Origin of the sequence: Sphingobacterium sp. UBA2610, assembly GCF_002339225.1 — a bacterium.
GTDB lineage: Bacteria > Bacteroidota > Bacteroidia > Sphingobacteriales > Sphingobacteriaceae > Sphingobacterium > Sphingobacterium multivorum.
Map to the genome: position 1 here is coordinate 633,402 of NZ_DDKA01000023.1, position 14,390 is coordinate 647,791.

The following is a 14,390-nucleotide window of genomic DNA, read 5'->3' on the forward strand; positions in this document are numbered from 1 at the left end:
AATGAGTGGTCTACATCTAATTTTTTAGCGTTCGTATTGGGGAATTCCCGGATTCAACGAAAGTACCTTTGGGGGAACCGGAAGTATCATCCGGGCATCCGTGGATTCCATTTCGAAAACTTTCCCTGCCAATGGATGTTGGATTGACTTCTTAAAATTGTCTGCTATAGCGAGTCGTTTCAAATCAATCAGCCTATCGGATGCCATAAAGGGCATTTCACGACGTCTTTCGTCAAGTACCGTCTGTAAAACAATTTTTGGATCCGTTGAGGTTAACGCTTTATTATTCTCTATTCGGCTATTTCTTAATGTATTCAAGAAGCTTAGTGCCTCCGCCGTATTACCCGTCCGAACAGCTGCTTCCGCAGCAATCAAAAACAATTCAGGCGTATTAAATCCTGTGCTAAATTCGACGTAGGGAGCAAAAAGAACCCGTCCTGGAAATTTTACAATAGTAGCACCTAAAGAAGCCTGATCGCGACAGAAAAATAATTCATAACGTTTGTCGGTTGCACCTGCTGGCAAATCTTTGGCGTATGTTTCTATCAGCTCTTTAGAGGCATAAAATTCGGCATTGGGGCTACCTAGGGAACTTGTTCCCAATCGAGACCATACAGCCTCCATATTCGTTCTGGAATCGGGAAATTGAACCGAATTATCTGTTTTAAGACAAACTCGTCCCCAAGTCGTCTTGTCTTTATTGGTATATAAACTATAATCAATGAGCGTTTTATTCACAGCAAGTGCTTGTTTTGCATTCTCAAGGGCCTCTTTGTATTTTCCCTGATAGAGATAAACCCGACTTAGAAAAGAGAAACCGACGGAACGTACTGCTTGAAATCTATTTGACTGCACTGTACTCAAATTTGGCAACGCGTCATTAAGATCGCTAACTACCTGATCATAGATCGCCTGAACAGATACACGTTCGTATTTTTGATTGATATCCTCTTTCAGCACCAAAGGTACCCCTAGATCTTTTGTTGCACTTGCAGGATTATAATGAGCGGCATAGATATTCACTAGACTAAGGTATTCAAATGCACGACCGACCTTAGCCTCAGCCCAAACCCTTTTCTTTTCGGCTTCCGATCCCTCTGTTGCTGCCAATACATTGTTAATAACAACATTGTAAGTGAATATGTGGCTATAAGCCGATTCCCAGTATGGATCATACTGGCCATCTTCAAATATCGCACCGTGAGCAAAGCTATAGAGTTGTTTTTTTACATAGTCATAATAGTCATAGCTTGCTGCCGATTGTACATCCTGAGGATCTCCGGACTGTAAATTATCTACTAAATAGTTCGGATAAACAGCGGAAGCCCTTACTAAAGATTGATCGTTTAGAAGCAATTTGTAATCATTCAGATTCTCTGGAATTGTAAAACCTTTTGGTTTAATATCCAAGTATTTGTTACAGCTATTCAATGTCAATAAACCGAATAGCAATCCTATATATATTTTTCTCATGATATTTTCTTATTAAAATCCTACAGATACACCTAAATTGTAAATTATTGGTGCTTGTATCCCTCTACTTGGACTCGTTACCGTACTATACCCAGCCCAAACCTCGGGATCAAGATTATCCTTGTTAGCGACCCAACGCCATGCATTCAATACCTGTCCTGTTAGACGCACATAAGAAAGTTTTGTCGGTGCAATCCATTGTGCAGGAAGGTTGTAGGATAATGAAATATCGCGCAATTTAATATAGTCAGCCTTCTGAACAAATTTATGTGCAGCATTGAAAATATCGGAAATATTGCCTGAAGCAGCAGAAACAAATGCGGGAGCAATATCAGGGTTACTTTCATCACCTGGGTTCTTCCAATAGTTCAACCATAATTTGTCGAAGTTATTATTGTAGTTAAGCTCCGCGTATTTACTCAAGAACTCTGGATGAACTCCCCGCATCACATGGCCACCATTGAAAATAAACATAAAGGAAAGCGTCAAATCTTTATACTTAAATCCATTTCTGAAAGAAACAGTGTAGGGAGGTACTGTCGTACCTTCATAGATTAAATCATCGACAGTCAATTTTTGCGTGGTCTCGACCAGACTACCATCAGCCTTTCGTGCCAAAGGTCGTCCCTTATCATTTAATCCCGCATAATCTATGCTATATAAACTACCCATTGGGATTCCAACCCGATTTTGGGGAGCATAATAGTAATAGTATGGGGTATTCTGTTCAACATATAGATTGGTAATCTTATTTTTGTTGTAACTAAAATTCACTGTGCTGTTCCAGCTGAAGTTTTCACGTTGAATCATCTTACCATTCAGCCCCAACTCGATCCCGCTATTCTGCATATCAGCATAATTAAGCAACACCATATCCCATCCCAAAGTTGGATCCAACGGCGTATTCCCCAATAAATCAGAAGTTTTCTTATTGTAGATATCAAGAGTAGCTGTAAGTCTATCTTTAAATAGTGAGAAATCAAAACCAACATTGAATACTTTTGTTCGCTCCCATCGCAACAATGGATTAGGCGGAGAATCAATGTAGGCTTGCATTTCACCGTTAAAGTAGTTCAGATTGTTATTCACCCTCGAAATCAAATATGGTCCATTATCCTTTGGGACATTTCCATTTACACCATAAGTCGCACGTACCGACCAACGATCTAATGGTTCCCAATCAATTCTTGGCAGATGATATAAAGCGCCTATGGACCAAAGAGGTTTGTATTGATTTTTGATATTTGTTCCAAACAAATTAGATTGATCCATCCGGATGCTTCCACTCAAAGTCAACTTACGATCATAGGTATAAGATCCATTGGCATAGAAGGAAACAAATCTATCGACTAGATCCTTAAATCCAGTCTCTTTTTTCGAAATAGTATAGCTATTAAAAAGCGCCTGTGTGTTTTGGATCTGAATACCAAAAAGCTCTTCATTAATTCCTTTGTAGACTAGGCTATTTTCATCGTAACCATACTTGTAAATATTCGTATATCGGTTATTGATCTGTCTACGTTCAGCACCGGCGATTGCGACAATTTCATGTTTTCCCTGAATATTATTTTGATAATTAAATTGGCCACGTAAGGTATAGCTATTGACATCATTACGTTGTTCAGCAAATTGTCCCCCTTGCGGAATATTGCGTTTGATTGCCCCGTCCTTTCCGATTTGGGTAGCGTCATTCACCATACCTACAACCGATTGGGCATTTTTCCTATTCAATGTGCCATTATACCCTTCGGTCCGTTCACTTTGATAGGACATATCGAAGTCCAGTCCTTTGATAATCTTAAAATTTGCAGCAAAATTTAAGTTAAGGTATTTATTATAGAACTTTTCGTGAATCGCGGCAACATGATTTAAAGGAATATAGGTCTCATCTTCCAGTCCCAGCGCATTCAAGCGATCAATCTCAAACTGAGATTTTGAACTATACCATTGCGCTGGAGAACCATCCTCATTTTCAAGCAGATAATAGGATGCTTTGCCTCCCATATAGTTATCGTAGAAATTGAAGCCAATATCACCCTCTCTATTTTGGTTTTTCCCCAATACATTTGCGCGTAAACTAAACCAGTCGGTAAACTTAAAATTATTTTTCAGACTAAATCCCAGCTCCTTGTTTGTCGCCCGTCCCTTATTGTAATCTCCCGGCTGCGTATAATTGAGGGAATAATGGTATGTATAACGATCGGATCCTCCCGAAATAGCGAGATTATGCTGCTGATCGAATCGGGTCGTATTCAGAAATTTATCCATTTGACTAAAGCGATCACGATTTCGATATACATCCAGCCGCTTTTCCATCTCTTCTTCCGAAATTACTCCACCTTTGCGATCGTACAAAATTCGATAAACGTCGTTCATCGCTTTTCTCGGGTCAATAACTGCATAATCTCCCGAACGGTAATTAAACATTTCCTTTTGAAAGTTGACCAGTTCAGCGCTACTCATCTGATTGAGGTAGCTACGGCTTGGAAGTCCTCTAAAAGAAAGCGTATTGCTATAATCAATCTTTGTTTTGCCTGCGGAGCCTATTTTTGTCGCAATAACAATAACACCGTTAGAGGAACGAACGCCATAAATGGAGGCTGCCGAAGCATCTTTCAAAACGGTTATGGAAGCAATATCATTGGGATTAATAGCTGTTAAGTCACCTTCAAAAGGCATACCGTCAACAACGATTAGCGGAGCAGCCTGTGCGTTGATGGTGGAGCGTCCACGAACCTCGATACCCAGGTTATTTTTCGAATTCTGTGGACTTGAAGTATTTCGCACCAAATTTAGCCCGGGCAACAATCCATCGATCCGGTCCAATAAATTAGGTTGAAGCCGTCCTTCCATGTCTTTGGCTGTCACCTGAGCAATTGAGCCTGCTACTCTTTCTTTGCTTATTTTTTGGTATCCTGTATTGACTGTAATGTTCACTTCCTGCAATTGCTCATCCAAGGCTCTTAAGGTAATCGTACCCAAATCGGACTTAGCTGCAATCGTAAGTGGAGCAAATCCGACCATGGTAATGTCCAAAAAGCTATTTAAACTAACGCCATTAATTTCAAAATGACCATGCTGATCTGTAACGGTTCCTTTTGGAACACCTTTTACACGAACCGTTGCACCTTGAAGTGGTCTGTTGTTATAATCGACAATAAAACCTTTTACCGTCATTAACTGATTAGTGATCGATCGTTGAGTCTGTTGAGATTTTTCGTGTACGACAATAATCTTCCCCTTGATCTCAAAATCGAGATCCAAATCGTCCAATAACTTCCCAAGAGCATTTCCCAACGATTCTTTTTTAACGGTTAAGTTAACCTTTGTATCTGGATCAATAGTTGTGGCCGCCCATACATAAGAATAGCCAGTCTGCTTATTGATCTCTGAAAAAACCTTTCTCAACGACACTGATTTCTCCTGTATCGATACGTCCTGTCCATACGTTTTAGCTCCAACATGAAGCAGACAACAAGACATTAGTATGGTTTTGTAAGCGATATGCGCATAATGTTTCCCCTCCATTGCGGCCTACCCCAAATATCTGGGCGATCGCTGTTTTTCATTTGTTGCGTTTGATCGTATAGGGCACGACCAAGTTGTGCATAATTTTTATAGTTTTGTTTTAGGTTAAGAATTAAAATTCTGTTACAGTTAGAATTACTTGATCTGAAGCCCTAAATGTTGCAAGCGTTTAGGGTTTCGTCTTTTCATTTAGGTTGTTTTGTCTACATAAATGGTCTTTCCTTTAAATTTAAACTTAATTTTCCCGGTACTCTCCAGTACGTTGATGATATCTTTCAGACTGCTGTTACGAGACAACATCGCTTCAAATTTTTCCGATTTTATTTGGTTATCGAGATAGACGACATCTACATTATACCAAGACGCTAACTCATCCATAATACCCCCTAAAGTCTCCGAATTGAACACGAAATATCCGTCTTTCAATGCATTGCGCGCGTCAAGATCAATTATTCGTCGTTCAATTTGACCGAGTTTGATATACGATTCTTCCCCTGGCAACAGTATAATCTGCCTGTCGCCCTGTCGAACCCTAACTTTACCTTCGTATAATGTCGTTTTAAAGTCTTCTATATTCTTGGTTGATTTCACATAAAAATGTGTCCCCAATACGGAGATATTGATCTTCCCTGCTTGTACCACGAAAGGTTTCAGTTTTGGAACCTCACCTTCCCATGGTAAATATTTTTTGGCAACTTCAAAATAAGCCTCCCCCACCAAACGAACCTCCCGCATACTATCTACTTCATAATAATCCAACTGCGTTTTGGCATTCATCCATACTTTGGTTCCATCAGGTAATAGCATGGTCATTTTCCCACCCTTGGGTGTCGCAGCGAATAAATTATTCACTCGTGCCGCTTTATTTTTAACGGGTGATACAAACGATAATAAAGTATCTCCTGGAGCCATCGAAATTGAATTTCCATTTCCTAGACGTACTACCCCTGTCATTTGAGCGGGTTGAATATCTTTATCCGGAGTCTCCTGATAGACCGTATCCGAAAGATTATGTATAAAAAACAACACGAGTAATCCAATCAACGCCGCGGCGATACCATAGGACAACATACGTTTATAAAAAGGTTAAGTGTATGAGGTATTGAGGTAATCTTGTTCAAAGAGGGCAAATGATTCCTCCCAATCATAACGGGCTATCCCGTCTAAATCCGCTTGCATTTGATCTTTGTTGTCAATCAGATCACATAGCCCCTTATTTGCATCAGTTTCGGACCGCCATAAGTCCAACTTTAATTTTTCGTCATCGCGCAATCCTTCCAGCTTGGATTTGCTCAGTAAATAAATGATATGTTGGGGTATTTGCTCCATATTGCTCTATATACTTAAAACAATATTTTGATTTCGTTTCTCTAAAGAGGTGGTAGACATTTTCACAAAAACCTATGTATCAGAAGTATAAATTTTCTAATAATAGAGTAAAAGCAAAAGTAGGCAAAAAAACCGGTCAGGCTTGAGTCTTAATCTCAAAAGTTCAATTCCCCTTTTCTTTTGATTGTAAATCGTACTAGTGGTTAGTCCTAAGGAGATCGCTGCTTCCTGTGGGCTTAAATCTTCAACAATCAACTTACGCATCACTTGCTTACATTGCTCAGGCAGGGTATCAATGGCATCATGGATCGTTCGAAGCGTCTCCAAATAGATCATTTGATGGCTGATCGGTAAATCGACCAGATCGACCTGTGACGTATAAAAATTGGTTTTTTGTTGAATTCTATTTTCTTGTTGGATCCTGTTTAAAGCGGCGTTTCTACAACTTGTGTAGAGAAAACCTCGGATTGATTCAACATGATCAAAATCTATCCGGCGCTCCCAAAGCTTTAAGAATACATCCTGCACGATTTCTTCGATGGTACCTTTATCAAGATTCATCTTTTCTAAAAAATAGCACATTGGACTATAGAAAGTTTTGTACAGAAACTGTAAACCATCCCTTCTGCCCTCCCGAAAAGATTTTAAAAAATCTTGCTTGCTAAATTCTTGGTTTACCTTGTTTTTCACAATTCAATATTACTTAAATTTTAAATAAATATGAAAATTTCATTTATTGTGATCAACAGTCCCGCGCTGGCAAGCAATAGAAAACGGACAGGCCAAACCGGTTGACACAATACTATTCCATTCGGCAGCGATAGCGTAAAAGCGAAGCAAGATCGATGTATTTAGATTATAATTTCTACACGATCAATTCTGGTGATACAGACTCTTCATAGTAGGCTTCATTCCATTTTGCCAATTGGCACATAATAGGTATTAAAGCCTTGCCCTTTTCTGTCAAAGAGTACTCTACGCGTGGTGGGAGCTCCTTGTACTCTTCTCTCAAAATAACGCCATCCTCTTCCAATTCTTTTAATGAACTGGTCAAAACCTTTCGAGAAATATGTTCGATGAGCGCATCCAATTGACCAAATCGGGCTTTTCGATCGCGCAAAGTATAGATAATCACAGGCTTCCACCGGGTACCTAAAATTGCCATGGAACGCTGCATGGCACAGGAACAACTTTTAAATTCAGTCCTTTTCATTTGAATATATTCAAAATAGTTACGCGAAGGTAACTAGTTTATACTAATAATAGTTACAAATATATACTATTTAAAATATATTTGTGAAGATTCACGATTTAAAACGAGAAAAATGAGCATACAAACACTTTTTAATCCATTTGAGTACAAAAATCTAACACTCAAAAACCGCTTTGTAATGGCACCAATGACGAGAGCATTTTCGACGGATGGAATTCCCGACAGCGCTGTAGCGGGATATTACGAGCGTCGTGCCGCGGGAGATGTCGGTTTAATTTTGACGGAAGGTACCGTTATCGAACGACCTTCATCAAAGAATTTAAAGGATATCCCAAACTTTTACGGTGACCAAGCACTGGCCGGCTGGAAAAATATCGTGGATGCAGTGCACGAAAAAGGCGGAAAAATAGCCCCTCAACTATGGCATGTTGGTTATACTCCTATGCAATGGACTCCGCCCGCTGCGTTTGAAAGCCCAGATACAATGACATTAGCGGATATAGAGGCCACGATACAAGCTTACGCTGACGCTGCTAAATCTGCAAAAGACCTCGGTTTTGATGCTTTTGAAATCCATGGCGCCCATGGCTATCTGATCGACCAATTTTTCTGGGAAGGAATGAACCACAGAACAGACGAATTTGGTGGAAAAACAATTAAGGAGCGCTCTAAATTTGCGGTTGAGGTAGTCAAAGCAATGCGAAAAGCGGTTGGACCTGATTTTGTAATCATTCTACGTCTATCACAATGGAAGCAGCAAGACTACACAGCCAAGCTTGCTCCCACCCCCGCAGCGATGGAAGACTGGATCCTACCATTGACAGATGCCGGTGTCGACATTTTTCATGGAAGCCAACGTCGTTATTGGGAGCCGGAATTTGAAGGTAGCGACTTAAATTTCGCTGGATGGCTCAAAAAAATTTCAGGACAACCCACAATCACGGTTGGATCCGTAGGTCTTGACAAAGATTTTGGCGATGTATTTACAAATTCGGAGTTCAAGTCCTCTCCCGCTTCACTGGATGAACTGGTTCGTCGTTACGAACGTGGCGATTTTGACCTTGTAGCTGTAGGCAGGGCGATCTTGCAAGATCCGAATTGGGTGAAAAAAGTGCAAGCCGAAAAATACAACGAATTATCGACTTTTGAAGCGAAGAGTTTGGCGAGCTTATCTTAGTAAGCTCGAGCGATTAGGTGGATTAAAATTACGTTATTTAATATTTACGTTATTTAATATTTACGTTATTCAATAGTATAAACAGGGGCAAAAATTCACTTTCGAAGCAATTTTTGCCCTGTTTTGTAACGATAATTCAGTACCTTGTCTCCGCAAATGGATACAGACACTTGATTAAATGAAAATCACCGCAACCAAAATATATGTCATCAGCGGATTGGGTGTAGATCAACGTGTATTCAGCAAAATAGACTTTGGCTCGCTTGATCTAACCTATCTAGATTGGATTACACCAAGCCCCAATGAACCACTGTCTATTTATGCAAAAAGAATATCGACTAAAATTACTGCAAAGAACCCCATCCTCGTTGGGCTTTCCTTTGGAGGAATGCTTGCAATAGAAATTGCCAAGATTATCGAAACAAAACAAATTATCCTGCTTGCTTCAGCCAAAGGACGGCATGAATTACCCAAACTGTATCGCTTAGCAGGCAGACTCAAAATCAACAAACTGGTTCCTAGTCCGTTACTAAAGTTCCATTGTTTTCTATCAGATTACTTTTTTGGCATACGTAACAAAGAAGATTCCCGCTTGCTAAAACAGATTTTATACGATACAGACCCCATCTTTATGAACTGGGCAATACATCAAATTCTGCAATGGAAAAACAATTCGGTTCCGGACAATTTAATTCATATACATGGTAGTAGAGATCATATTATCCCCATCAAAAATGTAAAGCCCAACTTTATCATTAGGGGTGCGGGACATTTTATGACAGTCACCCATGCCCAGGAGGTTGAAAAGCTCTTGCAAGAAATCTGCTTGTAAATCACCTCCTTTTAATCACCGAGACCAATCCCAACTTTTCTAGTCGCTCAGAAAATTAAATCCAAGCGGATTCGTATCGACATGAAACACACGATATGCTGAGCAGTGTAAAAAAGTATTATTTGAAGAAAAGGACAAACAATAATTGAGAATAGAAGGTTCTTCTATGAGAGCGCGGTCTCTTTACGTAACTAAAAAATCGCTGTTTATTGCTTAATGGGACCAGTCCAAAGTAATATAGTAAGGTTAAATTATAACAAGAATATGCGAACACGGCTCATATTAAGTTTTTTATTCTGTCACATCTTTTTTCTCACTATGCTGGCACAAGTTAATGATACTACAGCCCCGAAATTGGAGGTCGCAGCAGCTTTAGGCCCGTACCGTCCGATCGGTGTTAGCGCTAGCTCCAACAATCGATTATTTGTTTCCTTCCCAAAACAAGCTAAAAATTATCAGTATGCACTTACTGAAATCATCAATGGAAAACCTGTTCCTTATCCAAATGAAGAATGGAATTTAGAAGGAAAAGAGAATTCCCACTTTGTAAATGTTCAGGATATATTTGTCGATACCGAGGACAATCTCTGGGTATTGGATTCTAAACCATCTGCTGCTGGATCAATTTTTGGCAAAGATGAAAAATCAAATCAAGGCCAGTTTAAATTATTAAAAATCAATACAAATACAAATCAAATTGAACATATTTATCGTTTCGACGACCTTGATAAAACCAAATCAGGTCTAAATGATATGCGTATTGATCACAAGCGAAATTTAGCCTATCTCTCCGATCCCGGCCAAGCGGCCATCATTATTTTAGACCTTAAAACTGGACTGACTAGAAAGGCTTTAACTGGAAGCCGTTTTACGCTGGCTGATCCTGATGTATTATTAAGCTATAATGGTATTGAAATGCGTAGTGAAAATGGAAAGCCTTTTTCTTCCAACGTGAATGGCATAGCATTGAGTCACGACTTTAAATATTTATATTTCAAAGCCATCAATCAGACCCATTTGTACTGTATTGCAACAGAATTTTTAGCCGACGCAGGGCTGACGGATCAAGAATTGGAGGCAAAAGTGGAAGACAAAGGAGAAGTCGGAATCACGCATGGCTTACTAGCAGACATTGATGGAAATATTTATCTCACATCGTCAATAGATTATAGTATTAAATATTTAAATCCTGAGGGAAATGTGAATACCCTGGTAAGGGACTCCCGAATACTATGGCCCGATTCTATGGGTATCAGCGGAGATGGATACCTCTATTTCTCTTGTGCACAGCTCTTTAAAGACCCGCAATGGAATAAGGGAGCTGATAAGGTAGAGTTGCCATATTATGTCTTTAAGGTCAAATTACCGAAATTTTGAAAAAAATGTTACAACAAGTGAAATTCTTAAGCATAAAACTCGCGCTGACACATCTACTTTTCACCTAGCTATTATTCTATGCGCAGCCTTCACAAAATTCCCTTCGAATAGTTCCCCTTTATATTTGTCCATCTTTTCTACCCACAAGAAAAGGAACTGAAATTCAGATTCATAAAAACAATAAAATCGAAGTAAAAGCACAAATCACTAAGACATGCCTCCAACTATAAAAAAACAACAGCCTGTTAGATGAAGTATAAAATTTTTAGCAAAAACTTTTTTATACTAATATTTTTAGTATATTTGAATATCAGTTTTAGACAATGCTTTTATGGAACACAGCGCAGCATATGACAATAAGGATTTACACGTAGGTGACATCGTTCGCTTTCATACCCCCCATCCCGATGAGGATCCAAATACGATTTTCATTGTACTATGGTCATACTACGATCCGGCTGGAAAATCATCACGGGCTGAAGTGGTTAAATTTGACCAACGTTCCAAACAAACACCTGTCATTCAGAAGTGGTTTATACGAGATTTAGAAAGAGTCCCCGAAGTAAGTCCAGAATTGCTGAAACAAATTGAGTTATTTATGAAAAGTAAACTTGGCAATGCTATTATCAGTAAGCTAGTCATCTAACAAATTTTAGATCTTCAAATTCGACGTAAAATATGGAAAATAAATTCAAAGAGAAGCGAGGGATGGTGTCAGGTCCGATCTGGTCTGACTGGCGAGAACAACTCCGGGAAAGTGAATTAATCGGCTTACATCAGAGACTCGAGAATCTAGAAAGAGAAATACTCCTTGATTGGCTACAATGGCATGATCCAAAAGGAAACTATACCGATCGTAAATGTATTGAAAATGGCGTGCAGCAGCTTTCCAAATTAAAGGCTGTCGCGTATATCCATAAAGAAATCCTGCGCATCCACATGAAAAGAAGATACAATGCCTTTTCGAATACACACGCACAACTCATCTTTAACAACTAAAATTTCAGATTATGGAGTCTTTTATTAAACAGATCATAGCGCATCAGCTTCCAAAAATTCTAGCTATGGAGTCGCATCGCACAGATTGGCGTTATCAGCTCATGAACTTAAAAGATAAGACACTATTCGATAGATTAATGCTGATGAAAAGACAAGAATTACTTGCTTGGCTACAATGGCACGATAATGCTGGGACTTACGCTGATCACGACTGCATCCGGAGAGGTATTCCCTTATTTACGAAAACTCAAGCATTGACCAATGCTTATCAGCGGATTATGCGTGAACATGAAGGCTGGGACGGCTATATGGGAAATGAATATATCCGTGGCAGTGTACTTTAAAAAAAGACACCTTTTAAGCAGGAAATATTTTGTTCGCAGTGATATACGAGGCTAATGTCTTTAGATTAGGAAGTGCCGCTCCTATTGTATTATTAAAATAAGTATAGACTTCTTTTCCCGCTGCAATCCATTCGTTAATATAGGTACTGTATTCCAACAATAGGCTGTCCGAATAGCTTCCCTTATAGTCACCATTTGGGCCATGAAAGCGCATATAGATTATCTTTGCATCCGCATATTGAAGACGCATACCTTGCATATCCTTATCATGAATAACCAGATGCATTTCATAGGATTTTAAAAGTTCGAAAGTTTCTTCTCTATACCAGGAAAGGTCCCTAAATTCTACACATACCTGCCATTTTTCACTTCTCTTATCCTGGGCAATACAATCCAGCAGTTCAACAAGCATTCCAATAGAAGCAAATTTAAAAGATGGTGGTAATTGTATGAGCAAGCACCCTTTCTTTTGGCCGATAGCGTCAATAACAGATAGAAATCTAGCGACATCCTGTGGATCAAACTTAAGTTCTTTTTGATGCGTAATTCCCTTCCATAGTTTAAAGGTGAAACGAAAATCATCGGTCGTCTCTTCGGACCATCTTCTGACTGTTTCTTCTCTGGGAATTTTATAAAAAGAACTGTTTACTTCCAATGAGTTAAATAGTAAACTGTATACAGCCAATCGACTTTTATCCTGTAACTCCTCAGGATAATAACTTTTATTCTTGTAAGGTAAAAGGATACCGCTCGTTCCAGTAAAATATGATTTTTCCATACCCTTATAACAATCGAGCAGCATGCAATGGTTCATTTTTTCTTTCATAGACGAATTATCCTTTGTATTGGTCTGCAATTGAATTGCATATAAAAAACAATTTATCTAAGTTTGAGAAACAAGTAGTACAGCAACAGCTATTTTTAAGCAACTTGTTTTCTAGTTTATTAGTGGATAATTAATCAAGCACATTATATCAATGCAAAAAAAATCGTACCTCATTTGTTTCATTATTGGCGCCATTTTGGGCAGTTGTACCGGAAATAAAAGCAACAATACCAATACAACTTTAAGTTCCCAGTCCGAACATGCTGATGAAAATCCGACATTTACCTTTGACAATATTAAACAGCACTATACGCGGGGTGAGGATCTGATATTAAAGATGTATAGCAAAAACACATCCAAAATAGACTCTGTTATTTACGCTATAAACGATAAAAAGATTGGCCAGGTCGTCGGAAATGAGCCCTTCAATTATTCATTAAAACAGGAGAAATTTGGTAAGCAAATTATTAAAGCTGTCGTATTTAGTAATGGAAAGCGAGAAGAAAATTCGGTCAACATCGATCTATTCGCCTCTAACCCTCCGCTTTTGCTAAGTTATAGCATTGTGAATATTTATCCACATGATGCCAAAGCTTTCACACAAGGACTGGAGTTTTACGGTGATAATTTGATCGAAAGTACTGGGAATGGGGTTGGTCCAAGTGGAAATAAGGGGAAATCGAGTATCCGTATTGTTAATCCTAAAACGGGTCAGCCCATCAAAAAAAATGAATTGGATGATTCAATTTTTGGCGAAGGTGCTACCGTCCTAAATGGAAAATTATATCAATTAACCTATAAAAACAATCTAGCCTACCTCTACGATATAAACAGTCTTTCTGTTATTAAGACACTTCCTTACTTTCAGCCAATGGAAGGTTGGGGCTTAACTTCTGACGGTAAAAACTTATTCATGTCGAATGGTTCTGATTATATCTATACACTTAATCCAAATGATTTCTCAAAAGTGGATTATATCCGTGCAGCAACGAACACGGCCATCGTGGATCAAATCAATGAAATGGAATGGGTAAAAGGGAAAATCTATGCAAATTTCTTTATGGAGGATGTCATTGGACGAATAGACCCTAAAACAGGTACAGTGGAGGCTTTAGTCGATCTATCCAAATTACGTGAGCATGTAACACAGCATGTGGATTTAGATGTATTAAATGGTATCGCTTACAATAAAAGATCAAACACCTTCTTTGTTACCGGTAAAAACTGGGATAAAATGTTCGAGATAAAGCTAACAGAATAGCTTTATCTCCATCAAAAAAAACAACATGCTG

14 protein-coding genes are annotated in these 14,390 nt (G+C 38.9%); 7 read left to right on the plus strand and 7 right to left on the minus strand.

The genetic code is table 11. The features are described from left to right. Positions 1-24: 24 nt before the first annotated feature. The 6 genes from B4Z47_RS18495 to B4Z47_RS18520 form a co-directional block, all read right to left on the minus strand. A complete protein-coding gene (locus B4Z47_RS18495) occupies positions 25-1,473 on the minus strand; it encodes a RagB/SusD family nutrient uptake outer membrane protein (RefSeq protein WP_070569390.1) in 1,449 nt (482 codons plus the stop codon). A gap of 12 nt (positions 1,474-1,485) precedes the next feature. Beyond that, complete coding sequence (locus B4Z47_RS18500; RefSeq protein ID WP_159332883.1) at positions 1,486-4,956, minus strand: SusC/RagA family TonB-linked outer membrane protein; 3,471 nt, start codon at positions 4,954-4,956, stop codon at positions 1,486-1,488. Between the two features lie 234 nt (positions 4,957-5,190). Beyond that, positions 5,191-6,072, minus strand: coding sequence for a FecR family protein (locus B4Z47_RS18505; protein WP_070569385.1), 882 nt, complete (start codon positions 6,070-6,072; stop codon positions 5,191-5,193). A gap of 15 nt (positions 6,073-6,087) precedes the next feature. Beyond that, on the minus strand, positions 6,088-6,330 hold the full coding sequence (locus tag B4Z47_RS18510; RefSeq protein ID WP_115047897.1) for a hypothetical protein: 243 nt from the start codon (positions 6,328-6,330) through the stop codon (positions 6,088-6,090). Between the two features lie 96 nt (positions 6,331-6,426). Then, positions 6,427-7,020: an RNA polymerase sigma factor gene (locus B4Z47_RS18515; protein WP_070569382.1), complete on the minus strand. Its 594-nt coding sequence runs from the start codon at positions 7,018-7,020 to the stop codon at positions 6,427-6,429. 175 nt (positions 7,021-7,195) lie between these two features. Further along, positions 7,196-7,543: a winged helix-turn-helix transcriptional regulator gene (locus B4Z47_RS18520; RefSeq protein WP_070569380.1), complete on the minus strand. Its 348-nt coding sequence runs from the start codon at positions 7,541-7,543 to the stop codon at positions 7,196-7,198. Between the two features lie 112 nt (positions 7,544-7,655). On the opposite strand from B4Z47_RS18520, the gene B4Z47_RS18525 reads away from it, so the two are divergent. The 6 genes from B4Z47_RS18525 to B4Z47_RS18550 all read left to right on the plus strand — a co-directional run bounded on the left by B4Z47_RS18525 (position 7,656) and on the right by B4Z47_RS18550 (position 12,272). After that, positions 7,656-8,720 carry an NADH:flavin oxidoreductase gene (locus B4Z47_RS18525; protein WP_070569377.1) on the plus strand — a complete coding sequence of 355 codons (1,065 nt, stop codon included), beginning with the start codon at positions 7,656-7,658 and terminating at the stop codon, positions 8,718-8,720. Positions 8,721-8,898: 178 nt separating this feature from the next. Continuing rightward, a complete protein-coding gene (locus tag B4Z47_RS18530) occupies positions 8,899-9,552 on the plus strand; it encodes an alpha/beta fold hydrolase (protein ID WP_070569374.1) in 654 nt (217 codons plus the stop codon). A gap of 318 nt (positions 9,553-9,870) precedes the next feature. Beyond that, a complete protein-coding gene (locus B4Z47_RS18535; protein ID WP_236560156.1) occupies positions 9,871-10,929 on the plus strand; it encodes an SMP-30/gluconolactonase/LRE family protein in 1,059 nt (352 codons plus the stop codon). 331 nt (positions 10,930-11,260) lie between these two features. Beyond that, positions 11,261-11,575 (plus strand): hypothetical protein, encoded by a 315-nt coding sequence (locus B4Z47_RS18540; RefSeq protein WP_070569368.1) that lies wholly within the window; start codon positions 11,261-11,263, stop codon positions 11,573-11,575. Between the two features lie 32 nt (positions 11,576-11,607). After that, positions 11,608-11,928: a hypothetical protein gene (locus B4Z47_RS18545; RefSeq protein ID WP_070569365.1), complete on the plus strand. Its 321-nt coding sequence runs from the start codon at positions 11,608-11,610 to the stop codon at positions 11,926-11,928. Between the two features lie 11 nt (positions 11,929-11,939). Then, positions 11,940-12,272, plus strand: coding sequence for a hypothetical protein (locus B4Z47_RS18550; RefSeq protein ID WP_070569361.1), 333 nt, complete (start codon positions 11,940-11,942; stop codon positions 12,270-12,272). Between the two features lie 13 nt (positions 12,273-12,285). Here the strand turns inward: B4Z47_RS18550 and B4Z47_RS18555 are convergent, their stop codons facing one another. Further along, positions 12,286-13,050 carry a DUF72 domain-containing protein gene (locus B4Z47_RS18555; protein ID WP_070569952.1) on the minus strand — a complete coding sequence of 255 codons (765 nt, stop codon included), beginning with the start codon at positions 13,048-13,050 and terminating at the stop codon, positions 12,286-12,288. Between the two features lie 199 nt (positions 13,051-13,249). On the opposite strand from B4Z47_RS18555, the gene B4Z47_RS18560 reads away from it, so the two are divergent. Continuing rightward, on the plus strand, positions 13,250-14,359 hold the full coding sequence (locus B4Z47_RS18560) for a glutaminyl-peptide cyclotransferase (protein ID WP_070569358.1): 1,110 nt from the start codon (positions 13,250-13,252) through the stop codon (positions 14,357-14,359). The last annotated feature ends 31 nt before the right edge of the window (positions 14,360-14,390 follow it).

Excerpts from the sequence above, each read along its gene's own strand:
- B4Z47_RS18505 (WP_070569385.1), bottom strand. The coding sequence starts at position 6,072 with ATGTTGTCCTATGGTATCGCCGCGGCGTTGATTGGATTACTCGTGTTG.
- B4Z47_RS18555 (WP_070569952.1), bottom strand. The coding sequence starts at position 13,050 with ATGGAAAAATCATATTTTACTGGAACGAGCGGTATCCTTTTACCTTAC.
- B4Z47_RS18500 (WP_159332883.1), bottom strand. The coding sequence starts at position 4,956 with ATGTCTTGTTGTCTGCTTCATGTTGGAGCTAAAACGTATGGACAGGAC.
- B4Z47_RS18510 (WP_115047897.1), bottom strand. The coding sequence starts at position 6,330 with ATGGAGCAAATACCCCAACATATCATTTATTTACTGAGCAAATCCAAG.
- B4Z47_RS18520 (WP_070569380.1), bottom strand. The coding sequence starts at position 7,543 with ATGAAAAGGACTGAATTTAAAAGTTGTTCCTGTGCCATGCAGCGTTCC.
- B4Z47_RS18530 (WP_070569374.1), top strand. The coding sequence starts at position 8,899 with ATGAAAATCACCGCAACCAAAATATATGTCATCAGCGGATTGGGTGTA.
- B4Z47_RS18540 (WP_070569368.1), top strand. The coding sequence starts at position 11,261 with ATGGAACACAGCGCAGCATATGACAATAAGGATTTACACGTAGGTGAC.
- B4Z47_RS18535 (WP_236560156.1), top strand. The coding sequence starts at position 9,871 with ATGCTGGCACAAGTTAATGATACTACAGCCCCGAAATTGGAGGTCGCA.
- B4Z47_RS18525 (WP_070569377.1), top strand. The coding sequence starts at position 7,656 with ATGAGCATACAAACACTTTTTAATCCATTTGAGTACAAAAATCTAACA.
- B4Z47_RS18495 (WP_070569390.1), bottom strand. The coding sequence starts at position 1,473 with ATGAGAAAAATATATATAGGATTGCTATTCGGTTTATTGACATTGAAT.
- B4Z47_RS18545 (WP_070569365.1), top strand. The coding sequence starts at position 11,608 with ATGGAAAATAAATTCAAAGAGAAGCGAGGGATGGTGTCAGGTCCGATC.
- B4Z47_RS18550 (WP_070569361.1), top strand. The coding sequence starts at position 11,940 with ATGGAGTCTTTTATTAAACAGATCATAGCGCATCAGCTTCCAAAAATT.
- B4Z47_RS18560 (WP_070569358.1), top strand. The coding sequence starts at position 13,250 with ATGCAAAAAAAATCGTACCTCATTTGTTTCATTATTGGCGCCATTTTG.